We start from the raw sequence: 24,056 nt of genomic DNA, 5'->3' as shown, positions 1-24,056 counted from the left end.
CCCTATATTTAAATGATTATTGAATTAACATAACTTGCTTATCTTGTTTTTTCATACTACGTGTAAATGCTGTTACACCTGTTCTAGCAATTTCTTTCAAACCGTATGGACGAAGTAATTCAATTAACGCTTCTACTTTGTCTTGCGTACCTGTTACTTGCACAACTATGGAATCCTTCCCAACATCTATTACAGCGGCTCGAAACGGTTCAATTAAACTATATAATTCTGCCCTCGCTACAGAAGTTGCTACTTTAATAAGAGCAAGCTCTCTAGCAATCATCGCTTCTTCTGTAATATCTGATACTTTCAGTACGTCAATTTGCTTATGCAGTTGTTTAATTAACTGCTCCACTTGCTGTTCACTTTCAACGTGTACAACAATCGTCATTCGCGATATATCTGATGATTCTGTATGACCTACTGAAATACTTTCAATATTAAAATGTCTTCGTGTCATAACCCCTGTAATTCGGTTTAAAACACCACTTTGATTTCGAACTGTCGCTGTAACAATTCTCTTCACCCTTTTTCCACTCCCTCCATTTGGTGAACACCTTTTCCTGGCGCAACCATCGGCATAACCTTCTCTGATTGAAGTACACGACAATCAATTACGACTGGCTCTTGTAATTCAATAGCATGCTGGATTTGCTTCTTTGCAAGAAGTGGATCGTCAATACGAACACCTTTTATGCCATATGCATTCGCAAGAGCGACGAAATCTGGTTGGCATGGTAATAAAGAATGTGAATATCTTTGATTGTAAAATTCATCTTGCCACTGTCTTACCATTCCTAAAGCTTCATTATTTAAAATAAATACTTTAACGGGTAAAGCGTGTTCTTTTAATACACTTAATTCTTGTAGAGTCATTTGAAATCCAGCATCACCAACAATTGCAATAACTAATTCTTCAGGCTTTGCAATTTGCGCACCGATTGCTGCTGGAAATCCAAACCCCATCGTTCCTAATCCACCAGAAGTTACCCATTTATCTGGATTTTTCAGCGGATAATATTGGGCTGCCCACATTTGGTGTTGCCCAACGTCTGTTGTTACAATCGCTTCTCCCTTCGTAATTTCATATAACATATCAATTGCGTATTGGGGCTTAATACTTTCAGAATTTCTTTTATAAGAGAATGGATATTGTTCTTTTCTCCCCTTTAATAAAGTGATCCATTCATGATGATTTTCTTTTCCCCCTTCTGGTTCAAGTAATACTTCCAATGCCCGCTTAGCACTTGCAACAATAGGAATTTCAGTTGGCACATTTTTCCCAATTTCTGCTGGATCGATATCGATATGCGCAACAGTAGCCCCTTTAGCAAAATAAGCTAAATTCCCTGTAAGCCGATCATCAAATCTCGCGCCTATATTAATGAGTAAGTCACATTCATATAACGCCATATTTGCTGTATAAGAACCATGCATTCCTCCCATCCCTAGAAATAGTTCATCATCTGGTGGAAAACCACCAAGACCAAGTAATGTATGCACAACAGGGATTTCATATTTACGAGCAAAATTTGTCAATTCTTTCGAAGCTTTCGCATGCAATATACCCGCTCCAGCTAAAATTAACGGTTTTTTTGCGGTTTCAATTACTTTGAGTAATTTGTTTATTTGAAGTAGATTCGGTTCATAATTAGGGTTATATCCCGGTAAATCCATTTGTACATTGCTACATTGCTCACCTTTCTCGACTACCATATCTTTCGGAAGGTCAATAACGACTGGTCCTGGTCTTCCAGTTTTAGCAATATGAAATGCTTCTTTAATAATTCGAGGTAAATCTGAGGCCTTTCGCACTTGATAGTTATGTTTTGTCACTGGCATCGTAAGTCCCATAATATCTGCCTCTTGAAAAGCATCGCTCCCAATTAACGTTGTTGCTACTTGGCCTGTAAATACTACAAGTGGCAATGAATCAATCATCGCATCAGCTAGACCCGTAATTACATTTGTAGCACCTGGCCCACTCGTTGCAATTACAACCCCTGGATGCCCTGTAATTCTGGCATACCCTTCAGCAGCGTGAATTGCCCCTTGCTCATGCCTTGTTAAAATATGCGGAATTTCACAATCATACAATGCATCATAGAGAGGTAAAACGGCACCACCCGGATAACCGAAAATCACTTCTACGCCTTCCTTTTCTAGCGCTTCTAACAATAGCTGTGCACCAGTTGCCAGTTTCTCTTCCGTTTTTGAAGACATTGTTCTTATAAGCCCCCTTTTTCAAACTTTTATACAATAAAAAAATCCTACGTCCACACTCCAGCTATGTGCTGAAGGGACGAAAGATTTCGCGGTACCACCCTTCTTCGCAAGAATACTCTTGCCTCAGTGATCCATAAATGGATCTAGCTAATAACGGAGCTACCGTCTAAGCCTAGACAAATGCTTTAGCTTAGCACTCAAGGGCGATGTTCGTCGACGTGAACCATCGGTTTTCAGCAACCACCGACTCTCTGTGAGGCTTCACAATCAACTACTCCTCCCTATCAACGCTTTCTTATGTTAAAAAAGTTGTTATCCAACTTTATTTTCTTCGTAAATTTTCTCTCCATCTTCTACAACTAACTTACGAAACTCTTTTAATAAACGGTTCGTATGTGGACCTGTTTGCCCTAAGCCAATCGTTCTACCATCTACTGTCGTAACAGCAATCACTTCAGCAGCTGTTCCTGTTAAAAACACTTCATCAGCTACATATACATCATGTCTTGTAAATAACTCTTCTCTTACGTCATACCCAAGTTTTTCGCCGATTTCTAAAATGGCGTTTCGTGTAATACCTTCTAACGCTCCAGCAGAACTTGGTGGTGTAATTAATTTATTTCCTTTAACAATAAACACGTTATCTCCTGATCCTTCAGCTACATATCCTTGATCATTTAACATAAGTGCTTCTTGTACTCCAGCTAATTTCGCTTCAATACGAACTAAAATATTGTTTAAGTAATTTAAAGATTTTACTTGAGGGGATAAAACATCGGGACGATTTCGGCGCGTTGCAACTGTTACAACTGGAATCCCTTTCTCATAATATTCTTGTGGGAATAAAGATAATTGTTCTGCAATTACTACTACATTCGGCTTCTTACATGAATCGGGATCCAATCCAAGATTTCCTGCTCCTCTTGATACAACAAGGCGAATGTATCCATTAGATAATTTATTTTGTCGAATCGTCTCAACAACAATATTTGTTACTTCATCTAATGAATATGGAATTTCTAAAAGGATTGATTTTGCTGATTCATACAGCCGGACAAGATGCTCTCTCAAACGGAAAACATTACCGCTATAAACTCTAATTCCTTCAAACACTCCATCGCCATATAAATAGCCATGATCATATACTGAAACTTTTGCCTCATCTTTTGGAACAAATTCTCCATTTAAGAAAATCCATTGCTCATTCACTAGAAGCGCCTCCTATGTTCTATGAATTTTTTATTGTTTCCTAGTTTACTCTCCTTTCTAAATAAATCAAGTGAATTTTTAGAAAATTTATAATTTTTAATCATACGTACTTCTTTGCTTATACTGATTTAACAACATTGTTAACGTTTACAAAAAGTCAAAAAATTTTTTTCGCCAATTTCCACTAAAAAAATATTTGTTTAAAAGAAGGATTTTCATCAATTGATACGAATCTATTGTATTCAATAAACGGACGTCCGATTTTATAAATCCGGGGATATATAACGACTTTTGCTGAAAAAGGGGGAAAATAACAAAAATAGCGCTGTCTAAAAATAACATTCATATTTTTCATTTCGTAATCATAATCCTATTTTTAAAAAACAATTTGTCAAAATAAAGGAGGAAATAAATATGGCGTGTGTACAAATTAAAGGAACGAGACAAGAGGTAGTAGAAATGCTGCAATTATTTGATCTAATGGATACGAAAGGTTTTTGTAAATTCGATAATTACGTAGAGGTAGAACCAAATACGAAAGAACATAATCATTTTATTGCTTCAATCGACATCCATTCAAATACTTCTTCAGCACAAGATACATTAAACGATCAATTCGTTAGTCAAATGCTTACTGGCGTATATAACGACTAAACAAAGATTTACTTCCTACCGTCTTTTCATAAATATATGCAGTGAACTTGAGCATACTAGCAATTAGATGGTAGGAGGTGATAATTATGGCTAGAATTGGCGTTGAAAACTCATTAACAGACGTTCAACAAGCTCTTCAACAACAAGGTCATGAAGTTGTTACACTTAACTCAGAACAGGATGCACAAGGGTGTGATTGTTGCGTTGTAACTGGGCAAGATTCTAATGTGATGGGCATTGCAGATACATCAATTAAAGGATCAGTCATTACAGCTCACGGTTTAACAACGGATGAAATTTGTCAACAAGTTGAAAGTCGCACTTAAAAAATGAAAGAGGACCCCTTTTAAAAGGAGTCCTCTTTTTTATATTCACCTAACGGGAAAGTAACATATACTGGATGAAAGCCCTACCTCTCTCTCATCATTACGGTTCCACTGACCGCTCCTTGATTCACTAGTATACATATATAGCTTATAAATACAATTTATAGGGTTTGTTCACAAAAGTTGTTGATAAAATTACCCGATCTTTCGCAAACTTTTCGTATTGCATTCATAAGAGATATTTACTTTACACTAGCTGTAACCGAGACACGAATTAAAATTCTAACACCAATACAATAACTTGTCAACTTTTTTCCGTAAATTAAAAACAGACATTAACGGTTTGTCTGTTTTAGAATGGAGCTTTTTCTTTTATTACATATACAACAAAGCCGCTAACTAACATAAATAAGCCAACTACTAAGTTTTTGATATTAATCATAAATTCCTCTCCCTTATTCCACACATCATATATATTTACATTTCAATTATTCCGATCATCCTAAAGCGCACTTTTTCTAATATATCATAATTCCTAAAAAATGCAAGTTCACTTTTGACGACCATTCACAAATTTATCTACAGTGCTTGGTACAGTATTTAAAGCCTTTTCAATTAAATGTGTACTGCTGTTGAGATGTAATACTTGCACCCCATTAGAACCAACTACTAAAAAAGCTACTGGACTAATGGAAACCCCAGCCCCGCTTCCTCCTCCAAATGGATGCCCTTGTTTGTTCTCTTTATGCTGATTTTGCCCACCGTTATGTTTTTCAGTGATGAAATCCCCTTTAAAATCACTTCCACCAGCTCCAAAACCAAAAGCCACTTGAGATACTGTTAATACTACATTTCCGTCAGCTGTTGAAACCGGGCTCCCAACAATTGTATTTACATCTACCATTTCTTTTAAATTTGTCATTGCCGTTTTCATTAAATTTTCAATTGGATGTTCCATTATGTATTGCACCCTTTCCTCATTATTCCTTTTTATATTTTCCAAAATAGAGGAAGTCATACTAACTTTTCCTATTTCAAAAAAACATTTTCCTTCTTTTAAAAGATACTACTCCCTGTACATGCTCCGGTATAGTGAAACTTTAATCAGTGGGATGTGTACGTAGCTCGACTCCCACAAATAGCGGGATAAAAAAGAAAAAGAGATACATACTACTATTGAACCTTGTTATGAAAGGAGTCATGACTTTGACTGAGAAATTTGATGATTATAAAAAAAGAGATAGAATAGATAGTGATTATAGTGACTATAAAGAAGAGTACGCCGCTGAGGTTGCACCACAACGCATTGATTATGATTACGATGATAAAGACGATAAAGATGTTGTAAAATCGTCCGCTGCTGGATCAACTGCTGGTTTTATCGCTCTTGCGCTATCTATCTTATCGCTATTTACATTTCCAACACTATTTGGTCTTGTTTCTGTTTTACTCGGTATTTACGCTTATAATCGCGGAGCTACTGTAACTGGCGGTATCGCTGCAGTTGTCGGTGGAATTGCTGCACTTATCGCAATTTTATTCCGAGTAGCACTTATTGGTCTATTGTTCTCCCTGTTCTAAAAAAGAAAAAGGTATCTCGCTTAACGCGGGATACCTTATCCTGTAAACACATCTTCCGATGGATATTTTATTTTTTGTTTTGCTGGTCGCGCTAAAGAGAACACAAGTGTTAATGGTCCAATTAATCCGCAGAACATAACAAACATAATAATACATTTTCCGAATGCCGATAGCTGTGCAGTAATTCCCATCGTTAATCCGACTGTGCCAAACGCTGATATTGTCTCAAATAATAATTGAATAAAGCTGAAGTTTTCTGTAAGCATTAATATGAATACCGCTGCTAAAATAAGTATTTGACTGGCAACAGCAATTGCTAATGCCCTCGTTACTGTCGACATTTTAATTGTACGCTGAAATAAAACAATTTCCTCCTTTTTTCTAAAGAAAGAAAGGACAGATGTAATTAAGATAACAAACGTCGTTAATTTAATTCCTCCACCTGTCGATACACTTCCTGCACCAATAAACATTAAAATCATCGTAAATAATATAGATGATTCTTCCATACCTCCATAGTCAACCGTATTAAATCCAGCTGTCCGCGGAGTAATACCTTGAAAGAAGGAAGCCCATAGTTTTTCATTTAAAGATAAATTCCCTAACGTCTTCACATTATTATATTCCAATACAAAAATCACAATCATTGCTATAACATTTAGCACTACTGTTCCAATAATCATTATTTTTGAGTGAAGTGATAATTTTCGAAAACTGCGACTATACCATATATCAATTAATACGGTAAAACCGAGTCCTCCGATTACAATTAAAGAGCAAATCCCAATATTAATAATGGGATCCCCTACATATCTTGTTAAATTATCTGGCCATAAAGCAAACCCTGCATTATTATAAGATGCAATTACATGAAAAATACTATAGTATAAACCTTTTCCAAAACCAAACTCTGGAATAAAGCGAAACGATAAAAAGATGACCCCAATAAGTTCAATACAAATCGAAAATATAAAGACACGCTTTACTAATTTTACAAGACCACCTATATTTGTTTGATTAAATGCTTCTCCAATTAATAAACGATGGCGTAATCCGATTTTTTTACCTAGTACCCAAACAATTAAAATAGCAATTGTCATAAGACCTAGACCACCTGTTTGAATTAAAAACATAATAACAATTTCGCCAAACATCGTAAATGTACTTGCTGTATCCACTACTCCCAAACCAGTTACGGTCGCTGCTGACGTTGCTGTAAAGAAAGCATCTACCCAACTAATATGTGCTTTCGTTGCGAATGGTAATTTTAATAACAAACCGCCAACCACAATTAAGCAGAAAAAGCCTAATGCTAATATTTGTGGTGGGTTTAATCGTATAAGACGATTATACAGCCCTTGTTTTTTTGTTACGTCCATATCACTAACTCCCTTATTAAAGTGAAGCTTCCCCTCATACAATAAAAAGCTTTTTAAAAGCCCTTAAATAATTGGGACAAACCTTATATTCTCATAATATAGTTGAGCATAATCTTTTTTTTCATAGATTACAACTTTTATTTATATTCAGATTCCTTTTCGTTTTTTGCTGGAAAACTCTATATCCTAATTCTATATTGCTAGCAATAACAATTTCATATGTACTATCTTTCAAATCCCCATATCTTTCACTCTATGTTCACATAGAGGTCACATCCACCTTTTATAGTATATGTATCGAAGCTGTTCCTCCCTAATTTATAAGACATTCCCCAGTGTCTTTGAATAGCTTCCATCCCTAATTAAATTGACATAAATTGTCCCCTTCCATTGACCATCTTATAAATGATGGTCTTATTTTTTGTTTGCTTTATCTTTTATTCCGCTATTTGTGGGCAATAAACGCCCGATTGGTTAAGGCTAATAATCAACAGGGGATGAACAAAAAACACTCATTAAATTTTCATTTTATTTAAAACTCCCTCTCTCTTTCACTCTATATTCACACAGAGGTCACATCTATCTTTTATAGTATATGTATCGAAGTTGTTCCTCCCTAATTTATAAGACATTCCCCAGTGTCTTAAAGCAACTTCCATCCCTAATTAAATTGACATAAATTGTCCCCTTCCTTGACCATCTTATAAATGATGGTCTTATTTTTTTGTCTTTCTATCTTTTATTTAAAACTCCCTCTCTCTTTCACTCTATGTTCACACAGAGGTCACATCTACCTTTTATAGTATATGTATCGAAGTTGTTCCTCCCTAATTTATAAGACATTCCCCAGTGTCTTTGAACAGCTTCCATCCCTAATTAAATTGACATAAATTGTCCCCTTCCTTGACCATCTTATGTGATGGTCTTATTTTTTGTCTTTCTATCTTTTATTTAAAACTCCCTCTCTCTTTCACCCTATGTTCACATGAGAGTCACACCTACCTTTTATAGTATATGTATTGAAGTTGTTCCTCCCTAATTTATAAGACATTCCCCAGTGTCTTAAAGCAACTTCCATCCCTAATTAAATTGACATAAATTGTCCCCTTCCCTAGACCATCCTATGTGATGGTCTATTTTATTTTCCAAACACAAAATCAGTCTATCTACACCTAAAAACCAAAAAATTCAGAAAATATTGTTAAATTAGGGATTTTTTCGGTATAATTACTTTAGAAAGAAATTTCACAAAAACAAAAGGGGGGATTTTATTGAAACAAACAAAAGCAATCTTAATCGCATTATTTCTAGGTCTAGTTGTTGGACTCACTCTAAATTTAGCTGCTCCATCTATCTTTGAGCCACTAAATCAATATGTGTTCAACCCAATTGGTCAATTGTTTATTCGACTTATTAAAATGCTAGTTGTTCCTGTTGTGTTCATTTCTATCGTACTTGGTGCTGCCGGCCTTGGAGATCCGAAACAACTTGGAAGAATCGGTTTAAAATCAATTTCATTCTTTCTCGTAACAACTGCGGTTGCCATCTCTATAGCGGTTACATTTGCACTTATTATAAAACCAGGAGCTGGCGGTAATTTTAAAACAGAAGGTCTTAAGTATGAAGGTGCAAAAACTGAAACATCTTTCGTTGACACATTGCTAAATATCGTACCAGATAACCCAGCAAAAGCGATGGCTGACGGAAACATGTTACAAATCATTGCCTTTGCCGTATTGATTGGACTCGGTATAGCTATTTTAGGAAAACGAGTTCAAGGTATCCATTCATTACTTGAACAGGGCAACGAATTAATGATGTATCTTGTTAATCTCGTTATGAAATTAGCCCCAATTGGAACATTCGGTTTGCTCGCTTCATCCGTTGGTAAAATGGGGCTTGCAGGCGTCGCTGCGATGTTCAAGTATATGATTGTCGTTATGTTAGTACTCATTATTCACGGGGTCTTTGTATATGGTGGCTTATTAAAGATATTAGCAAAAGAAAGTATTGTTCGTTTCTTTAAACATTTCGGGCCAGTAATGGCAATTGGATTTAGTACATCTAGCTCTAATGCATCGCTTCCATTTGCAATGAAAACAGCACAAGATAAGCTTGGCGTTCCAAAAGCGATAAGCTCATTTGTACAACCACTAGGGGCAACTATTAATATGGACGGTACTGCCATTATGCAAGGAGTAGCCACTGTATTTATCGCTCAAGTATACGGAGTTGAACTTACATTACCGCAATTAGCTATGGTCGTATTAACTGCTGTACTAGCTAGTATCGGTACTGCTGGTGTACCTGGTGTTGGACTTGTAATGCTTACAATGGTTTTAAATCAAGTAAATCTACCAGTAGAAGGTATCGCTTTAATTATCGGTATTGACCGTATTCTAGATATGTCTAGAACAGCTGTAAACATTTCTGGCGATGCAATTTGCGCAATGATTGTCGCAAAATCAGAAGAAAAATATAATACGGATCAATCGGCAGCATCGTAAATCAAAAAAGGAGTGAATTAATTCACTCCTTTTTTGATTTACTCCCTTTTTTAGAACGATATTCTTTCCCTTTATTATCATTACCAGTTTCAAATTCAGTGCTAAATTCTTGATTAAACTGGCCGGACTTTGGTGATCCTTGATTACCGCTCCCTTTACTACCGTTACGATTCGTCATATTTCTCCCTCCTTCCTTGTATTAGTAGTATGGCGCTCTATCTTTTTTCATACACATTTTATTTATTAACATCTATTACACACGAAAGAAGATCTCCCATCTATAAGGAAGACCTTCTATTTTATCACGTAAGCGTTTTCTTGTTTATAATCACTTAAATAAGTTTTTTGGAAATTGAAATCATTACATTCATTTCATCTTCTGAAAGTGCAGAGAATCTTTCTTGTAAATATTGTTTTTTCGCATCTTCCATTTTCGCAACTAAATCTTTCCCTTGTTCTGTAATCTCTAAATACACAACTCGGCGATCTGATGTAGAACGTGAACGAGTTACAAAACCTTTATTAATTAATTTTTCTGTAACAGCTGTAATATGACTATTCGACACATTTAATTCATTTGCTACACGCGATACCATTTCTTTATTCGTACGATTTAATATTCTTAGGACGATGAATTCATTCCACGGTATGTAACCACCGAATATTTTTCCGATATCATTACGCAACGTGCGAAACATAGCAAACACATTTGTCGATAGTTCTTCCATTAATTGCTCTCGATTTTGAGACAACATTGACAGCTCCTTTTATTTCATTTAGTTAAATAAAAACCTTATTAATAATTTTACATGAAATCTTACTTTTTGTCACCTTATTTTCCCATAATTCGTAGTTTTTTAATATGTATTTCATGATAAAATGAAGTCAACTTCCAGAAAAAGGGGTATTTTAATGCGTGAGGAGGAGAGGTTCTCAAATCTCAGCCTAAAAGATAAAACAATTATCATTAGTATTATTGCTCTTTTTCTCATTATAGTTTTTACATTTATATTTTTTGTATATGTAGGAATCTTTCAAATTACAGGTATAGCGTATAGTTCACGTACTGCTTTACTTCTCTTTTTTTTATTAATCACTTTCTTAGATGGTATTACATTATTTATTTTCAGTTTCTTCAAAGCGCTGCTATATCCATTGACTCAAAACATGCCAAATTGGATTTCTCTCACTCTTTTCTCATTCATTGAAATTACACTAGATTGGTTCGTCATTCATACTGCTGATGATTGGATAGAAAGCGTACAAATGTCCAACTTAACTGAATTATGTGTCGTACTATTCTTTTTTCTATTAAATAAATTATTAAGTGACAAGAAAGAGTAAGAATACAAGCTTTTCTATATAAAAGTTGGTACAATGAAAGCAAATCTTACTAAAGAGGTGTTAATTATGAACTTACAACAATGGGCTGATAAAGGTATGTCCTTTGATACATATGTGAATGAAATGCAAGTAAACCAATACGAGCTACTACACATTTACAATAATTTTTTAATTCCAAATGAATTACTTCCTGTATTAGAAGAACGTCAAAATGATGGCTGGCGTGTTATCGTATTAACTGCTGATTGGTGTGGCGATGCTCTTTTATGCGTACCTGTTATGAAACGAATTTCTGAAGTTGCAAATATTGATATGCGTTTATTAATTCGCGATGAAAACTTAGAATTAATGGATCAATATTTAACAAATGGAACAGCACGTGCGATTCCAATCTTTATTTTCATTGATAAAGATGGAAATGAACAAGCCGTCTTTGGACCACGCGCTCCAAAAGTACAAGAATTAGTAACTTCAATGCGCGCTACATTACCTGAAAAAGAAGATCCAACATTCGAAGAAAAACAAAAAGAAATGTATGCTAATTTCCGTGCTACATTAGCTGATGATACTTCTCTTTGGGAACATGTAATGGAAAACATGATAGAAAAATTAGTAAAATAAAAACCTGCCGAGCTCGGCAGGTTTTTATTTTACATAATGAAGAAATAGAATACCGCAGCTAAAATGAAACGATAATAAGCGAACGGTGTTAGTTTTACACGAGATAATAATTTTAAGAATGAGACAATTGCAAGCATCGCAACAACGAATGCAGTTACAAATCCTGTTGCAAATAGCGTTACATCTGCCGAGCTTAATACATCCCAGCTTTTAATTAAATCTAATCCAGTTGCAGCTACCATCATCGGTACTGCTAAAATGAACGTATATTCAGCTGCCGCTGTATGCGACACGCGAGCTAATAAACCACCACTTATTGTAGAACCAGAACGAGAAAATCCTGGCCAAAGTGCTAAACATTGGAACATTCCAATTGTAAATGCTTGCTTATATGTGATTTCATCTAACGTTCTTGCTGTACTTGGTTTTGAAAACTTCTCAGCAACAATCATTAAAATACCACCAGCTACTAAACTAATGACAACTGGTCCTGGACCAAATAAAACCTTTTTAATTGCACTATGGAATAATACACCGAGTACCCCGGCAGGAATCATCCCAATAATAATATGTAATAAATTTAACGATGGCCCTTCTTTTACTTTCCCAATTCCAACTAACGACCATAATCGTTTCCAAAATACAACTACAACCGCTAAAATCGATCCCAATTGGATTACAACTTCAAAAACTTTCGCTCTCTCATCGTCAAATCCAATTAAATGTCCTGTTAAAATCATATGTCCTGTTGATGATACTGGTAGAAACTCTGTTAACCCTTCAACAGCACCCATGATTAAACCAATTAACCAATCAGCCACAAGTAGTGCCTCCTTAATAACAAATAATATGTAATTTTTTCACACCTTATCATAATACCTTATCCCTTTTCAAAGTGCATCCTTTTTTTTATTGGCTTCATATGTTGTAGGCGCGTATTTCTTTTCTAATCTTTGATTAAATTGTATGATAGTAAGAGTTTGTTTTTTTATACGGAAAGGGGATTTTATGAAAGAAACTACTTCATTCTCACAAAAGTTAAAGCAATTTGTATTACTATTTTTTCCGATTTTCGTAACGCAAATGTCATTATTTGCGATGAGCTTTTTCGATACAACAATGTCAGGACATGCAAGCCCAACTGATTTAGCAGGTGTCGCAATTGGAACAAGTATATGGATTCCAGTTAGTACTGGGTTAACAGGAATTTTAATGGCCACGACTCCCATTGTTGCACAGCTCGTTGGATCCAAGAAAAAAGAGGACGTTCCCCACGTTGTCATACAAGCAGTTTATTTAGCAATTTGTGCTAGTTTCGTTGTTATCCTCATCGGTTTCTTCGTCGTTTCACCTATTTTAAACGGCATGCGCTTAGAAGAACCTGTGGAACGTATTGCAGCTCAATTTTTAAGTATTATCGCAATAGGAATTATACCTTTATTCACTTACACGGTTTTACGTGGATTTATTGATGCATTAGGAAAAACTCGAACAACGATGATTATTACATTACTATCATTACCAATTAACGTAATATTAAATTACTTATTAATCTTTGGTAACTTCGGTTTCCCAAAACTTGGTGGTGTTGGAGCGGCAATTGCTTCCACTGCAACATATTGGTGCATTTTAATTATTACAGTCATTATTATTCAGACGAAAGAGCCTTTTGCCTCTTTCAACATTTTCAAACAATTATACCGCCCTTCTCTTTCGAGTTGGACAGCATTCTTAAAGCTTGGCGTCCCTATCGGATTTGCTATCTTTTTTGAAACGAGTATTTTCGCTGCGGTAACGCTTATGATGAGTAATTTTAGTACGACAACTATTGCAGCTCACCAAGCAGCTATGAACTTTGCTTCCTTGTTATATATGACTCCGCTAAGTTTAGCAATGGCAATGACTATTGCGGTCGGATTCGAAGTTGGTGCAAAACGTTTCGATAATGCAAAACAATACGGACTGATTGGAATTGGATTAGCCCTTGCCTTTGCTTTATTATATTCGATTCTTCTCTACTTCTTTGATGATCAAATTGCTTCTATTTATACGACAGATGCAAAAGTTCATCATTTAGCAAAAGAATTTCTTATCTTTGCGATTTTATTTCAAATTTCAGATGCAATTGCAACCCCTGTACAAGGAGCTCTGCGTGGTTATAAAGATGTAAATGTCGCTCTAATTATGACTTTAATTGCTTATTGGATAATAGGTCTACCACTAGGTTATATATTAGCAACGTATACAGAATGGGCCGCAAAAGGCTATTGGATCGGTCTTATTATCGGTCTAGCATTTGGCGCTGCCTTCCTACTTATCCGTCTCTTTCAAGTACAACGAAAATATACAACACAAAACAGCCGCTAATAATAAAGCGGCTGTTTTCTTTATGCATATTTTTTCTTGTAACGTATAATATAATGAAAAAGAAAGGTGGGTACATATGGATGACAAAGAAAAAAAGCAATCATTCGATGAAGAATTTGCCCCTGAAATTTCACCTGGATATCGGCAAGATGTACATAAGCCACCTAAATATAAAAACACTTCGTTTTTAATGGGCATTACCATTTTCGCTGCTGTATTACTCATACTTATCATTTTCGTTTATTTTTGATGAAAGGTGGCCTACTATATGAAGAAACAAGATTCCAATCGTTCAAAAAGAACTGTTAAAACACAAAAAGGATATGCAGGAGATTCTGTTCATACCCTTAAACAAGTCGAGCAAGGAAATTTATATATTGCTCAAAAAGAACTTGGTCAACAAAATGAAAATCTTTAAAGGCCCTTTATTCCTTGAGGGCCTTTTTATTCCGCATTAAGTAGTACACACCCCAAAATGTTCTATTGAGCAATGAATTTCCTTTATTGTACGCGCTGCTTTTGTTCTAGCACCATAAATATATTATTAACCTTTACAATTTTCACTTCATAATTCAATTTCATTTCGCTTCTCTTACCATTTTCAGTACCCGCAACGTACGCTACAGCTTGATAAAGAAAACTCTCATCGGTCTCTTCACGTATCTCCTCGTTTGTAAATTTATACTCTAAATCTCGAAAACGATTTGGATAATAATTTCCCATTAATTGTTCATACCCTCTATTTAAAAATAGTTCTTCACCTTTTCGTTTCACATCTTCTTTATTAGTAGACCCAAACACTGATAGTTGCTCGGTCACAAAATGCTCTCCTACCTTTTTCATTTCATTATGAGTTAAATTTTCTATACTTTTGTTCTTTAACTCCTTATTTAACTCGTACTGATCAATCGGTTTAAAGGTAGCAAAAACCTCCTCTTTATATGACCATAACAATATAAAAGCGATACATAGAGAACTGATTAACAGTCTTTTTTTCGTAATACTCCCGCCCTTCTTAATAATGATAGCTATATTTTAACATATAGAAAGAAAATTCTGATATCATAAAGTGAAATAACTTAACTTAGAAACGAGGAACAATTATGGACTCTTACAAACATTATATAAAAAAAGCTTTGCCTAATCTTTCTATACATTCATATAAACAAAATGAAGAAGGATGGGATAATGTAGCAGTTATAGTAAATGATGAGCTATTGTTTCGTTTCCCGCGAAAACAGGAATATGCGATGCGAATTCCGTTAGAAAAAGAACTATGCGCAATTCTCACTCAATCACTACAAGAAATCGAAGTTCCACAATATCACCTAATTTATAAAAATGAATCTGATGAGGTTCCTCTTTGTAGTTACTATACTCTCATTCATGGTGAACCATTAAAAACAGACACAGTTGCCACGCTGGAGGATCCAGAGCTGAAAGCAATTATTACACAATTAGCTACTTTCCTTGCGGTACTACATAGCATTCCTTTACACCAAGTTACAACGCTATGTTTCCCTATTGAAAAAACATGTACCTACTGGAAAGAGCTACAAACAAAATTAAACCAATATCTCACTACTAGCCTTACTTCATTACAGAAACTAGCCTTAAATCGCTTATTTGAAAATTTCTTTGCATGTTTAGCTACATCCACTTTTCAAAACACAATCATTCACGCTGATTTTACTCATCATCACATTTTATTTAACAAGCATAACAAAAGTATTTCAGGTGTTATCGATTTTGGTGATGCGCAAATTGGCGATCCTGCTTTTGATTTTGCAGGACTATATTATGATTTCGGACATGAGTTTACTACATCTGTATATGAACAGTACAGTACACTTATTTCTCATCATGATCCATTACTCATTCATCGCATTACTATCTTCTATCAATACATTCCTTTACTACATAATATTATTTATAACTTTGAGTCAGAGAATAAACTCGAATTCATTACAGGCACAGAACAGCTAAAAACGATATTACAGGGATGAGATTACATTCTCTCCCTATATACTCTCTCCTCATACATCATTAACTTTTTATCCATTTCAACAATGACTTTATACAATTGAAATGCCTGTAAAATTTGCAGTTGAATTTCAAAAGGAGCATTTTGTTCTTTTAACCATTGAAATACTTTTGTTTCATCTTTCATTGATTATTCCTCCCTTTATCCTGCTATTTGCGGGTAGCCCGATTAATGAGGGCTGATAATCAGTGGGTGATTGACAAAACCCCCACTGATTAAAGATTCACTTTATTAAAATCTGCTACAAATATACCGTAAATGATGAAAAGCTTTTCATGTCAATAACAAAAAAGGATGCAAAGTTGCATCCTTTAATGTACGATATTTTTCTTCTGCTCCGCTTCTTTCTTTACTTCTTCCCCTTGGCATTCACTACGAAACGCACAACTTATACACTCAGAACGAAAATGACGCTCTGTATAATGCTCAGGTTGTTGCAACATTTCTTTCATTCTAGATAAATCAGCCATTCCAGTTATAATATCTTCCTGTTTTGGAATGCACTCATACTTAGTTCCTTCTATTAAATTAATCACTTCAATCTTTCCTGGAAGAACGCCGAAAGCTTTATAACTGAATACTGTCATTAGCTTCTGACAAAGAGCAAGCATTTCCTCATCCGCATCGACGACATACTTTTTAATTACAAACGACCCAGCACTCCACTCACCAACTTCAAATGTCAATGACATGTGAACACCTAACTCTTCCATATATGTTTGAAACTTCTCGTATAAAAACAATGGTGGTGTCTGACTATCATCCTTTTCAACAAACTGTAATAAGTGATCCGTTAGCTTCGCTAATACAATATAGTACTCCGTCTTCGAAGCAAACATATTAATCCTTACTTTTTTCCAATACTTTTCTATTAATATTAAAAGTACAATTTTCGTTTGTTGACCCGCAGGTAGCGTGTAATACTCGTTAATAATTTGATTGACAATCATTTGTGCTATTTGTTGCCATTCAAATGAAGAAGGTTCTCTTCTTTTTATATGACGAAAATAAAATTTATGCGGACAACGCATAAAATCATACAAATGATAATCTGTCATCGTTTTGATTGAGATTTTCTCATGCACTTGCTCTTCATCTCCCTTCTGCCATTAAGAAAGGTGTTTTACAAATTCAGCTCCAAACTGTAAACATTTTTCTACATCTTCATCTTCTGGCGTTAATTCTACTTTTAGTCCTTCTAACACAACTGCTGCCCCGCGCTCTTGTAGCTTTTCTATTAAAATGTCAACTGCCACTCCGTATTTCGGATAAGCCGAATCACACGATCCGAATACTGCCGCTTTTTTCCCAGTTAAATCAATAGAATCCATTGCATCATAAAAATCTAAGAAGTCATCAGGAAGATCACCATCTCCCCAAGTGTATGCACCTAAAATAATTCCATCATACTGTTCTAATATAGAAGCTTCTGGTGAATCCATAATATCAATAACTTCAATTTCATTTTCTGTTTCACGAATTACGCCGGCAATGTGGTCAGCCATTTCCTCGGTATTTCCACTCATACTTGCAAAAATCATTACTAACTTACTCAACTGAACCTCTCCCTTTACTTTGTATCTCTTTTTCTGTTTGAATGCTCTTATTCTCATCTACATATTCAGACCGAATTACATTTCTTTGCCATTCCATATGCTGATCAACATCTTTATCTTTATTTTTATCTTTTAATCCCCTCCGCAGAAGGTGAAAATTTTTTCTCATTAACATGTCGCATCCATCCTATTGATAATAATTATCAATTTCAACTACTTTTAGATTAATTGACATTGATTATCAATGTCAACAACTATTTTTTAAAAAATGATTAAAATGTACAAGCTTGTCCGTTAGCTATTCATATACTATGAATGAGCATAGTTCTTTCTCAGCCCTCTCTGACGGAAAGAAATAAAAGCAACTGCAATAGAGTGCAGTTGCCTTTTTTTGTTTTTCTATGATTTTAGTAATCTTATAGTCGTCTCTAAAAATAGCTCCACTCCACAAATTAATGCTGATTCATCCACGTCAAATTTCGGATGATGATGTGGATAACAAGTATATATATTTTCATTACCTGTTCCTAATTTAATGAAACAACCGGGTGCTTTTCTTAAATATGCTGAAAAATCTTCCCCACCCATAGAAGGTTCAAGCTTCACAACACGCTCATTCCCAAACAAATGTAGTGCACTTTCTTCTACTATTTTCGTAATATATTCATCATTAATAACCGGATCATATCCATATCGATACGTATATATATACGATCCTCCATGTGCTTCTGTAATTCCTTTCACAATTTTCTCGATTTTCCCTTCTGCTTCCACCCTCAATGCTTGATTAAATGAACGAACGGTTCCCATTAAAGTTGCTGTACTAGGAATAATATTGTCAGCCGTTCCCCCATGAAATTGTGTAACTGAAATAACCCTTTGCATAAAAGCACTCGTATTTCTTGATACGATATGTTGTAAATTTGTAATAATCTGTGCTCCGATAGCAATAGGGTCTATCGTTTCTTCTGGCCGCGCCGCATGTCCTCCTTTGCCTTGAATTTCAACTGTAAATACGTCTGGTGCCGCCATCATCGGCCCATACACAATTCCTATCTTTCCGCTTTCTAATCCAGACATAACATGTAAACCTATTACATAATCAACACCGTCCATTACACCTGCCTCAACCATTTCTTGTCCCCCACCGGGATACACCTCTTCTGCGTGCTGAAAGAATAGACGAATCTCACCTGCAAAATCTTCCTTTATATTTGATAGCACCTCTGCTGTGCTTAATAAAATAGCTGCGTGAGCATCGTGCCCACATGCATGCATCATTCCTTTATTCACAGATGTATAAGATTTACTTGTCTCCTCTTGAATTGGCAAAGCATCTATATCAGCTCGAATCGCAATTACTTTCCCTTGCTTCACACCTCTTTTAATTGCTAGTACACTATACTTCGTCGGTCTCGTTACTTCAAAAGAAGAAAATGAGCATAATGTATCATATATAAATTGCGAAGTTTCTTTTTCATGAAATGATAATTCCGGATACTTATGGAAGTGCCTTCTCCATTTCACGATATTTTCTTCCGAAATTAGATTCTTCCACACTCTATTCATGATAATTTCCTCCTTTTCAAAAGAACTAGAAATTTAAAAGTTTACTCCGTCTTGAATGATTAATAAAAACAAATACTGTATTTTTACGTATTCTTATAGTCCACTTTTATGTATTCACACAATCCACTTTCTATTTACATGTCAAACCCATTACAAATTCATGCTGAATGTAATATAATTGCTAAGTTAGGGATTTTCTTTTTTAGTATTTAGTGCTAATATCAAAAAAGAGCCTTTTGACTTATTTTTACCTAAAATGTGGGATTTTGTTTTTTTCACAATAATGTAGGACATGATACCTACAAAGAGCTATTATTTCATTAAGAGAGGGAAAGACATGGAAAGATTAAAAGAGATATGGTCTCGACCACTCACACAATGGGTTGCAAAGACGGTTTATTATCTTGCAATTTTATTTGCATTACTTTGGTTGTATGGATTCCATGATACAAACACAAGTACATTTATTTACAATGAATTCTAGGGTGGGAACGTTATGAAGTTATTAGAACAAATTGAAAAGTGGGCTGCAGAAACGCCTGATCAAACCGCTTTTGTTTGGCGAGATGCGAAAATTACGTACAAACAATTAAAGGAAGATTCTGATGCGTTAGCACATTGGATTTCTTCTGAGTATCCAGACGATCGTTCACCAATTATGGTGTATGGCCATATGCAACCTGAAATGATTGTTAACTTTTTAGGATGTGTAAAAGCTGGACATGCTTACATTCCTGTAGATTTATCTATCCCAGCTGATCGTGTACAACGTATTGCTGAAAATTCTGGTGCGAAATTACTTTTATCGGCAACAGCAGTAACTGTAACTGATTTACCAGTTCGCATCGTAAGTGAAGACAACTTAAAAGATATTTTCTTTACTCATAAAGGGAACACTCCAAATCCTGAACATGCGGTAAAAGGTGATGAGAACTTCTACATTATTTACACATCAGGAAGCACAGGTAATCCGAAAGGGGTTCAGATTACTTATAACTGCCTTGTTAGCTTTACAAAATGGGCTGTAGAAGATTTCAACTTACAAACAGGGCAAGTATTCTTAAATCAAGCACCTTTCTCATTCGATTTATCTGTAATGGATATTTACCCATCATTAGTAACAGGTGGTACACTTTGGGCAATCGATAAAGATATGATTGCGCGTCCAAAAGACTTGTTTGCTTCTTTAGAGCAATCGGATATTCAAGTATGGACTTCGACACCTTCTTTCGCTGAAATGTGTTTAATGGAAGCATCCTTCTCTGAAAGTATGCTACCGAACATGAAAACATTCTTATTCTGCGGTGAAGTGTTACCAAATGAAGTGGCTAGAAAATTAATTGAGCGTTTCCCAAAAGCAACAATTATGAATACTTACGGTCCAACAGAAGCTACTGTCGCTGTAACAGGTATTCACGTTACAGAAGAAGTGCTTAATCAATACAAATCACTTCCAGTTGGCTATTGTAAATCAGACTGTCGCCTTCTTATTATGAAAGAAGATGGCACGATTGCACCTGATGGTGAAAAAGGTGAAATCGTAATTGTCGGTCCAAGCGTAAGCGTTGGATATTTAGGAAGCCCTGAATTAACAGAAAAAGCATTTACTATGATTGACGGTGAGCGCGCCTATAAAACAGGCGATGCTGGCTATGTTGAAAATGGTCTTCTATTCTATAATGGTCGTCTTGATTTCCAAATTAAGTTGCATGGTTATCGAATGGAATTAGAAGAAATTGAGCATCACCTTCGTGCGTGTTCTTACGTAGAAGGAGCAGTTATCGTTCCAATTAAAAAAGGTGAGAAATACGATTATTTATTAGCGGTTGTTGTTCCTGGAGAACATTCATTTGAAAAAGAATTCAAATTAACATCTGCAATCAAAAAAGAACTCAATGAGCGATTACCAAACTACATGATTCCACGTAAATTCATGTATCAATCTTCTATTCCAATGACACCAAATGGAAAGGTAGATCGCAAAAAATTATTGAGTGAGGTTACAGCATGACCGCATATGGATCATTTTATTTTTTCGCTATAGTGGGCATTTTATTAATACCTACTATCATAGCTGGATTAAAAGGTAAAATGTTGCGTAAATATAATGCAGTATTAACATTAGTCATGATTGCTATTATCTTCTCAGATAAACCGAAGCAAGCGATTATGTTAGCCGCATTTATTATTTGGCAATATGCCCTAATTAAAGGCTATTTACTTTTAAGAAAACAAAATAATAGTACATTCATGTTTTGTATAGCTGTTATTTTATCGATTTTGCCACTTATTTTGGCAAAAATCGCACCCTTTGTACCTGAATTACATTTTATTGTTTTCGCAGGTATGTCTTACGTAACATTTAGAGCTGTGCAAATGGTCTTTGAAGTTCGTGATAATTTAATTAAAGAACTTTCCTTCTTTAATTTCTGGGAGTTTGTTTTATTCTTCCCTGCGATTTCAAGTGGACCTATTGATCGTTATCGTAGATTCCAAAAAGATATTCAAAAGCCACCTAGTGGTGAAGAATATCAAAAGTTACTATATACAGGACTTAACCGTATTTTCCAAGGTTTTCTGTACAAATTTATAATTGCACACTTGATAACAACATATCTTGTAAAGGCCGTATTCGCCAATCAAGATACACTTTTATCTAATGTGATTTTTATGTACGCTACTAGCATGCAATTATTCTTTGACTTTGCAGGTTATAGTGCGTTCGTAATTGGTATCAGTTACATGATGGGGATTAAAACGCCAGAAAACTTTAATAAGCCATTCCTTAGTCGTAATATTAAAGACTTCTGGAACCGCTGGCACATGAGTTTATCATTCTGGTTCCGTGATTTTATTTACATGCGTTTCGTCTTTTTTGCAACGAAGAAAAAGTTAATTAAGAACCGTTACACAATTTCGTATATCGGTGCATTTTTAAACTTCTTCATTATGGGAATTTGGCACATCCAAGGAAGCGCTGTTGCACAATATGTTATTTATGGTCTCTATCATGCCGCACTGTTCATTTTATTCGATATTTTCGAACGAAAAAACAAAAAGCATAAGTTTTGGCCAAACAATAAATTTACACACGTCCTTGCGATTGTAATTACGTTCCACGTTGTATGTTTCGGTTTCCTAATCTTCTCTGGACACCTTAACAGATACTTTTAATGCACCCTTCTTATTCCATTAAGAAGTTGCACATATAATAATTTCGGATATAAAGGAGATTTTAAAAATGGCAGAATTCAAAGAGCAAGTATTAGATATTTTAGAAGAAGTATGTGAAAACGATATTGTGAAAGAAAACTTAGATGTTCAATTATTTGAAGAAGGTATCCTTGATTCTTTCGCTGTAGTATCTTTATTAGTTGAATTCCAAGAGCGTTTAGATATTGAAGTTTCTATTTCTGATTTTGACCGTGACGAGTGGGCTACACCAAACATGGTTATTAAAAAGTTGGAAGAAATCCGATGAACAAAGCAAAATTTGGTCCGATGCTTTTAGCATTGGCCCTTTTTGCTGTATTCTTACTTATTCCAACGCGCTTCCTACTTCCACTTTTAAGTGATGAAAAAGTAGAACAAGCTGCTACTTCTTTAAAAGAAGAAAAAATTCAAAGTATGATTTTACAGCAAAAGATGTTAGCAGATCCAAAATATCTTCCGATGTACGGTTCATCGGAATTCGCACGTATGGATGCTTTCCATCCATCTAATTATTTTAAAGTAAAGCCTGAAGGATTTACGCCATTCCTTCTTGGACGCGGCGGAACACAAGACCTTGTACATGTGTTAAACTTCGCATCTACAATGGATCAATTGAAAGATAAGAAAATGGTATTCGTTCTTTCTCCGCAATGGTTTGTACCACAAGGTATTGACGAGACGCACTTTGCACCTAACTTTTCAAAACAACAAGGTTACCACTTCATTTTCAACAATGATTTAAAACCTGAAATGAAAAAACAAATTGCAAAGCGTTTATTAAACTTTGAGATTGTAAAAAAAGAAACTTTATTAAAAATCTCGCTTGAAGGTATCGCTTATGATGATACGAAGTATCAAGTAAAAGCACTTGCTGCTAAACCTTTCGCTTATATTTACCGTAACATTTTAGATCGTAAAGATTTATTTACAGCTATGTTTAATATTAAACCACACAAAGAAAAGCTTGACCCTTCATTAAAACAAATGAACTGGGAAGAGGCTCGTAAACATGCGGATCAAACAGGTGCAGCAGAATCTGTATCTAATGAATATGGTATCGAAGATGGTTACTTCAATAGCAAAATTAAGAAAAAATTAAAGCAACGTGAAGGTTACTTAAAAAATGATGCTTATGACCAATCGCCAGAATATGAAGATTTACAAATTGTACTTGATTTATTAAAACAATCTGGTGCAAAACCACTCTTCATTTCTGTTCCTGTCAAAGGTCCTTGGTACGACTACGCTGGCTTCCCGAAAGAACGCCGCGAAGCATACTATAAGAAAGTTCATGAGCAAATTGAAAAAGCTGGTTATCCAATTGCCGACTTCTCAAATCATGAATACGATAAATACTTCTTAAAAGATCATATGCACTTAGGTTGGAAAGGCTGGGTTTACATCGACGAAGCCATCCAACAATTTTATAAAGCAAACTAATGAAAAGACCGCTTGAATTA

The 24,056-nt window shown here is 35.1% G+C and carries 30 protein-coding genes and 1 other annotated feature; of the genes, 15 read left to right on the top strand and 15 right to left on the bottom strand.

Going from position 1 to position 24,056, the window contains the following annotated elements; genetic code table 11:
- Nucleotides 1-16 precede the first annotated feature (16 nt).
- From ilvN to ilvE, 3 genes are all read right to left on the bottom strand, one after another.
- Nucleotides 17-526: an acetolactate synthase small subunit gene (gene ilvN, locus AC22L0_RS03440; RefSeq protein ID WP_000822952.1), complete on the bottom strand. Its 510-nt coding sequence runs from the start codon at nucleotides 524-526 to the stop codon at nucleotides 17-19.
- The gene (gene ilvB, locus AC22L0_RS03435; RefSeq protein WP_000095832.1) at nucleotides 523-2,223 is read right to left on the bottom strand and encodes an acetolactate synthase large subunit; all 1,701 of its coding nucleotides are present in this window, start codon (nucleotides 2,221-2,223) and stop codon (nucleotides 523-525) included. The genes ilvN and ilvB overlap by 4 nt, the downstream gene beginning before the upstream one ends.
- 72 nt (nucleotides 2,224-2,295) lie before the next feature.
- Nucleotides 2,296-2,523 (bottom strand) — a binding site (T-box leader).
- Nucleotides 2,524-2,538: 15 nt separating this feature from the next.
- Nucleotides 2,539-3,435 carry a branched-chain-amino-acid transaminase gene (gene ilvE, locus AC22L0_RS03430; protein WP_001005487.1) on the bottom strand — a complete coding sequence of 299 codons (897 nt, stop codon included), beginning with the start codon at nucleotides 3,433-3,435 and terminating at the stop codon, nucleotides 2,539-2,541.
- Nucleotides 3,436-3,849: 414 nt separating this feature from the next.
- On the opposite strand from ilvE, the gene AC22L0_RS03425 reads away from it, so the two are divergent.
- The gene (locus tag AC22L0_RS03425) at nucleotides 3,850-4,089 is read left to right on the top strand and encodes a DUF3911 family protein (RefSeq protein ID WP_000752512.1); all 240 of its coding nucleotides are present in this window, start codon (nucleotides 3,850-3,852) and stop codon (nucleotides 4,087-4,089) included.
- 86 nt (nucleotides 4,090-4,175) lie between these two features.
- Nucleotides 4,176-4,415, top strand: a complete 240-nt coding sequence (locus AC22L0_RS03420) for a YkuS family protein (RefSeq protein ID WP_000101022.1) — start codon at nucleotides 4,176-4,178, stop codon at nucleotides 4,413-4,415.
- Nucleotides 4,416-4,767: 352 nt separating this feature from the next.
- Here AC22L0_RS03420 and AC22L0_RS03415 read toward each other — a convergent pair whose 3' ends face one another.
- Nucleotides 4,768-4,857: a hypothetical protein gene (locus AC22L0_RS03415; protein WP_000608227.1), complete on the bottom strand. Its 90-nt coding sequence runs from the start codon at nucleotides 4,855-4,857 to the stop codon at nucleotides 4,768-4,770.
- 108 nt (nucleotides 4,858-4,965) lie between these two features.
- Nucleotides 4,966-5,433 (bottom strand): GerW family sporulation protein, encoded by a 468-nt coding sequence (ytfJ, locus tag AC22L0_RS03410; RefSeq protein ID WP_000204234.1) that lies wholly within the window; start codon nucleotides 5,431-5,433, stop codon nucleotides 4,966-4,968.
- A 188-nt stretch (nucleotides 5,434-5,621) separates the two neighbouring features.
- On the opposite strand from ytfJ, the gene AC22L0_RS03405 reads away from it, so the two are divergent.
- Complete coding sequence (locus tag AC22L0_RS03405) at nucleotides 5,622-5,996, top strand: hypothetical protein (protein WP_000136535.1); 375 nt, start codon at nucleotides 5,622-5,624, stop codon at nucleotides 5,994-5,996.
- 35 nt (nucleotides 5,997-6,031) lie between these two features.
- Here AC22L0_RS03405 and AC22L0_RS03400 read toward each other — a convergent pair whose 3' ends face one another.
- On the bottom strand, nucleotides 6,032-7,375 hold the full coding sequence (locus tag AC22L0_RS03400) for a TrkH family potassium uptake protein (RefSeq protein ID WP_000383522.1): 1,344 nt from the start codon (nucleotides 7,373-7,375) through the stop codon (nucleotides 6,032-6,034).
- Between the two features lie 1,271 nt (nucleotides 7,376-8,646).
- Between AC22L0_RS03400 and AC22L0_RS03395 the strand changes: the two genes are divergently transcribed.
- Nucleotides 8,647-9,882 (top strand): dicarboxylate/amino acid:cation symporter, encoded by a 1,236-nt coding sequence (locus AC22L0_RS03395; protein WP_000814807.1) that lies wholly within the window; start codon nucleotides 8,647-8,649, stop codon nucleotides 9,880-9,882.
- 22 nt (nucleotides 9,883-9,904) lie between these two features.
- Here the strand turns inward: AC22L0_RS03395 and AC22L0_RS03390 are convergent, their stop codons facing one another.
- Both AC22L0_RS03390 and AC22L0_RS03385 read right to left on the bottom strand, forming a co-directional pair.
- A complete protein-coding gene (locus AC22L0_RS03390; RefSeq protein WP_000184928.1) occupies nucleotides 9,905-10,060 on the bottom strand; it encodes a hypothetical protein in 156 nt (51 codons plus the stop codon).
- 154 nt (nucleotides 10,061-10,214) lie between these two features.
- Nucleotides 10,215-10,634, bottom strand: coding sequence for a MarR family winged helix-turn-helix transcriptional regulator (locus tag AC22L0_RS03385; protein ID WP_000081432.1), 420 nt, complete (start codon nucleotides 10,632-10,634; stop codon nucleotides 10,215-10,217).
- A 160-nt stretch (nucleotides 10,635-10,794) separates the two neighbouring features.
- Here AC22L0_RS03385 and AC22L0_RS03380 point away from each other — a divergent pair, with 160 nt between their 5' ends.
- Together AC22L0_RS03380 and AC22L0_RS03375 are read left to right on the top strand one after the other, a co-directional pair.
- Nucleotides 10,795-11,226 carry a regulatory YrvL family protein gene (locus tag AC22L0_RS03380; RefSeq protein WP_070757154.1) on the top strand — a complete coding sequence of 144 codons (432 nt, stop codon included), beginning with the start codon at nucleotides 10,795-10,797 and terminating at the stop codon, nucleotides 11,224-11,226.
- Nucleotides 11,227-11,259: 33 nt separating this feature from the next.
- Complete coding sequence (locus tag AC22L0_RS03375) at nucleotides 11,260-11,847, top strand: thioredoxin family protein (protein WP_001999429.1); 588 nt, start codon at nucleotides 11,260-11,262, stop codon at nucleotides 11,845-11,847.
- A 29-nt stretch (nucleotides 11,848-11,876) separates the two neighbouring features.
- Here the strand turns inward: AC22L0_RS03375 and uppP are convergent, their stop codons facing one another.
- Nucleotides 11,877-12,668, bottom strand: coding sequence for a bacitracin resistance undecaprenyl-diphosphatase (gene uppP, locus AC22L0_RS03370; RefSeq protein WP_000796258.1), 792 nt, complete (start codon nucleotides 12,666-12,668; stop codon nucleotides 11,877-11,879).
- 187 nt (nucleotides 12,669-12,855) lie between these two features.
- Here uppP and AC22L0_RS03365 point away from each other — a divergent pair, with 187 nt between their 5' ends.
- The 3 genes from AC22L0_RS03365 (at nucleotide 12,856) to AC22L0_RS03355 (ending at nucleotide 14,632) form a co-directional block, all read left to right on the top strand.
- On the top strand, nucleotides 12,856-14,214 hold the full coding sequence (locus AC22L0_RS03365; protein ID WP_000665550.1) for an MATE family efflux transporter: 1,359 nt from the start codon (nucleotides 12,856-12,858) through the stop codon (nucleotides 14,212-14,214).
- 76 nt (nucleotides 14,215-14,290) lie between these two features.
- Nucleotides 14,291-14,464, top strand: a complete 174-nt coding sequence (locus AC22L0_RS03360; protein ID WP_000341062.1) for a hypothetical protein — start codon at nucleotides 14,291-14,293, stop codon at nucleotides 14,462-14,464.
- An 18-nt stretch (nucleotides 14,465-14,482) separates the two neighbouring features.
- Nucleotides 14,483-14,632, top strand: a complete 150-nt coding sequence (locus AC22L0_RS03355) for a hypothetical protein (protein WP_000743742.1) — start codon at nucleotides 14,483-14,485, stop codon at nucleotides 14,630-14,632.
- Nucleotides 14,633-14,715: 83 nt separating this feature from the next.
- Here AC22L0_RS03355 and AC22L0_RS03350 read toward each other — a convergent pair whose 3' ends face one another.
- Nucleotides 14,716-15,234, bottom strand: a complete 519-nt coding sequence (locus tag AC22L0_RS03350; RefSeq protein ID WP_000715262.1) for a hypothetical protein — start codon at nucleotides 15,232-15,234, stop codon at nucleotides 14,716-14,718.
- Between the two features lie 83 nt (nucleotides 15,235-15,317).
- Here AC22L0_RS03350 and AC22L0_RS03345 point away from each other — a divergent pair, with 83 nt between their 5' ends.
- On the top strand, nucleotides 15,318-16,220 hold the full coding sequence (locus AC22L0_RS03345) for an aminoglycoside phosphotransferase family protein (RefSeq protein WP_487272139.1): 903 nt from the start codon (nucleotides 15,318-15,320) through the stop codon (nucleotides 16,218-16,220).
- A gap of 2 nt (nucleotides 16,221-16,222) precedes the next feature.
- Here the strand turns inward: AC22L0_RS03345 and AC22L0_RS03340 are convergent, their stop codons facing one another.
- The 5 genes from AC22L0_RS03340 to amaA form a co-directional block, all read right to left on the bottom strand.
- Complete coding sequence (locus tag AC22L0_RS03340; RefSeq protein WP_000651086.1) at nucleotides 16,223-16,384, bottom strand: hypothetical protein; 162 nt, start codon at nucleotides 16,382-16,384, stop codon at nucleotides 16,223-16,225.
- 185 nt (nucleotides 16,385-16,569) lie between these two features.
- Nucleotides 16,570-17,343 carry a hypothetical protein gene (locus tag AC22L0_RS03335; RefSeq protein ID WP_098450674.1) on the bottom strand — a complete coding sequence of 258 codons (774 nt, stop codon included), beginning with the start codon at nucleotides 17,341-17,343 and terminating at the stop codon, nucleotides 16,570-16,572.
- Between the two features lie 24 nt (nucleotides 17,344-17,367).
- Complete coding sequence (locus AC22L0_RS03330) at nucleotides 17,368-17,814, bottom strand: flavodoxin (protein WP_000041153.1); 447 nt, start codon at nucleotides 17,812-17,814, stop codon at nucleotides 17,368-17,370.
- A complete protein-coding gene (locus AC22L0_RS03325; RefSeq protein ID WP_000929022.1) occupies nucleotides 17,807-17,989 on the bottom strand; it encodes a hypothetical protein in 183 nt (60 codons plus the stop codon). The genes AC22L0_RS03330 and AC22L0_RS03325 overlap by 8 nt, the downstream gene beginning before the upstream one ends.
- Nucleotides 17,990-18,213: 224 nt before the next feature.
- Nucleotides 18,214-19,383 (bottom strand): N-acyl-aliphatic-L-amino acid amidohydrolase, encoded by a 1,170-nt coding sequence (gene amaA / locus AC22L0_RS03320; protein ID WP_098280551.1) that lies wholly within the window; start codon nucleotides 19,381-19,383, stop codon nucleotides 18,214-18,216.
- Between the two features lie 337 nt (nucleotides 19,384-19,720).
- Between amaA and AC22L0_RS03315 the strand changes: the two genes are divergently transcribed.
- From AC22L0_RS03315 to dltD, 5 genes are all read left to right on the top strand, one after another.
- Nucleotides 19,721-19,867 (top strand): teichoic acid D-Ala incorporation-associated protein DltX, encoded by a 147-nt coding sequence (locus tag AC22L0_RS03315; RefSeq protein WP_000440293.1) that lies wholly within the window; start codon nucleotides 19,721-19,723, stop codon nucleotides 19,865-19,867.
- A 12-nt stretch (nucleotides 19,868-19,879) separates the two neighbouring features.
- Entirely contained in the window at nucleotides 19,880-21,394 is a 1,515-nt protein-coding gene (dltA, locus tag AC22L0_RS03310) for a D-alanine--poly(phosphoribitol) ligase subunit DltA (RefSeq protein WP_000770512.1), read from the top strand.
- The gene (gene dltB / locus AC22L0_RS03305; RefSeq protein WP_000127929.1) at nucleotides 21,391-22,557 is read left to right on the top strand and encodes a D-alanyl-lipoteichoic acid biosynthesis protein DltB; all 1,167 of its coding nucleotides are present in this window, start codon (nucleotides 21,391-21,393) and stop codon (nucleotides 22,555-22,557) included. The genes dltA and dltB overlap by 4 nt, the downstream gene beginning before the upstream one ends.
- Before the next feature lie 67 nt (nucleotides 22,558-22,624).
- Complete coding sequence (dltC, locus tag AC22L0_RS03300) at nucleotides 22,625-22,864, top strand: D-alanine--poly(phosphoribitol) ligase subunit DltC (protein WP_000807310.1); 240 nt, start codon at nucleotides 22,625-22,627, stop codon at nucleotides 22,862-22,864.
- A complete protein-coding gene (gene dltD, locus AC22L0_RS03295) occupies nucleotides 22,861-24,036 on the top strand; it encodes a D-alanyl-lipoteichoic acid biosynthesis protein DltD (RefSeq protein ID WP_487272138.1) in 1,176 nt (391 codons plus the stop codon). The genes dltC and dltD overlap by 4 nt, the downstream gene beginning before the upstream one ends.
- The last annotated feature ends 20 nt before the right edge of the window (nucleotides 24,037-24,056 follow it).

This window comes from Bacillus sp. LQ01 (genome assembly GCF_057624735.1).
The sequence above is the reverse complement of the archived record's forward strand: the minus strand, read 5'-3'. Positions and strand labels throughout refer to the sequence as shown.

Coding starts and splice junctions, on each gene's coding strand:
- ilvB (WP_000095832.1), bottom strand. CDS start 2,223: ATGTCTTCAAAAACGGAAGAGAAACTGGCAACTGGTGCACAGCTATTG.
- AC22L0_RS03425 (WP_000752512.1), top strand. CDS start 3,850: ATGGCGTGTGTACAAATTAAAGGAACGAGACAAGAGGTAGTAGAAATG.
- AC22L0_RS03420 (WP_000101022.1), top strand. CDS start 4,176: ATGGCTAGAATTGGCGTTGAAAACTCATTAACAGACGTTCAACAAGCT.
- AC22L0_RS03415 (WP_000608227.1), bottom strand. CDS start 4,857: ATGATTAATATCAAAAACTTAGTAGTTGGCTTATTTATGTTAGTTAGC.
- ytfJ (WP_000204234.1), bottom strand. CDS start 5,433: ATGACTTCCTCTATTTTGGAAAATATAAAAAGGAATAATGAGGAAAGG.
- AC22L0_RS03400 (WP_000383522.1), bottom strand. CDS start 7,375: ATGGACGTAACAAAAAAACAAGGGCTGTATAATCGTCTTATACGATTA.
- AC22L0_RS03390 (WP_000184928.1), bottom strand. CDS start 10,060: ATGACGAATCGTAACGGTAGTAAAGGGAGCGGTAATCAAGGATCACCA.
- AC22L0_RS03380 (WP_070757154.1), top strand. CDS start 10,795: ATGCGTGAGGAGGAGAGGTTCTCAAATCTCAGCCTAAAAGATAAAACA.
- AC22L0_RS03375 (WP_001999429.1), top strand. CDS start 11,260: ATGAAAGCAAATCTTACTAAAGAGGTGTTAATTATGAACTTACAACAA.
- AC22L0_RS03365 (WP_000665550.1), top strand. CDS start 12,856: ATGAAAGAAACTACTTCATTCTCACAAAAGTTAAAGCAATTTGTATTA.
- AC22L0_RS03360 (WP_000341062.1), top strand. CDS start 14,291: ATGGATGACAAAGAAAAAAAGCAATCATTCGATGAAGAATTTGCCCCT.
- AC22L0_RS03355 (WP_000743742.1), top strand. CDS start 14,483: ATGAAGAAACAAGATTCCAATCGTTCAAAAAGAACTGTTAAAACACAA.
- AC22L0_RS03345 (WP_487272139.1), top strand. CDS start 15,318: ATGGACTCTTACAAACATTATATAAAAAAAGCTTTGCCTAATCTTTCT.
- AC22L0_RS03340 (WP_000651086.1), bottom strand. CDS start 16,384: ATGAAAGATGAAACAAAAGTATTTCAATGGTTAAAAGAACAAAATGCT.
- AC22L0_RS03325 (WP_000929022.1), bottom strand. CDS start 17,989: ATGTTAATGAGAAAAAATTTTCACCTTCTGCGGAGGGGATTAAAAGAT.
- amaA (WP_098280551.1), bottom strand. CDS start 19,383: ATGAATAGAGTGTGGAAGAATCTAATTTCGGAAGAAAATATCGTGAAA.
- AC22L0_RS03315 (WP_000440293.1), top strand. CDS start 19,721: ATGGAAAGATTAAAAGAGATATGGTCTCGACCACTCACACAATGGGTT.
- dltA (WP_000770512.1), top strand. CDS start 19,880: ATGAAGTTATTAGAACAAATTGAAAAGTGGGCTGCAGAAACGCCTGAT.
- dltB (WP_000127929.1), top strand. CDS start 21,391: ATGACCGCATATGGATCATTTTATTTTTTCGCTATAGTGGGCATTTTA.
- dltC (WP_000807310.1), top strand. CDS start 22,625: ATGGCAGAATTCAAAGAGCAAGTATTAGATATTTTAGAAGAAGTATGT.
- dltD (WP_487272138.1), top strand. CDS start 22,861: ATGAACAAAGCAAAATTTGGTCCGATGCTTTTAGCATTGGCCCTTTTT.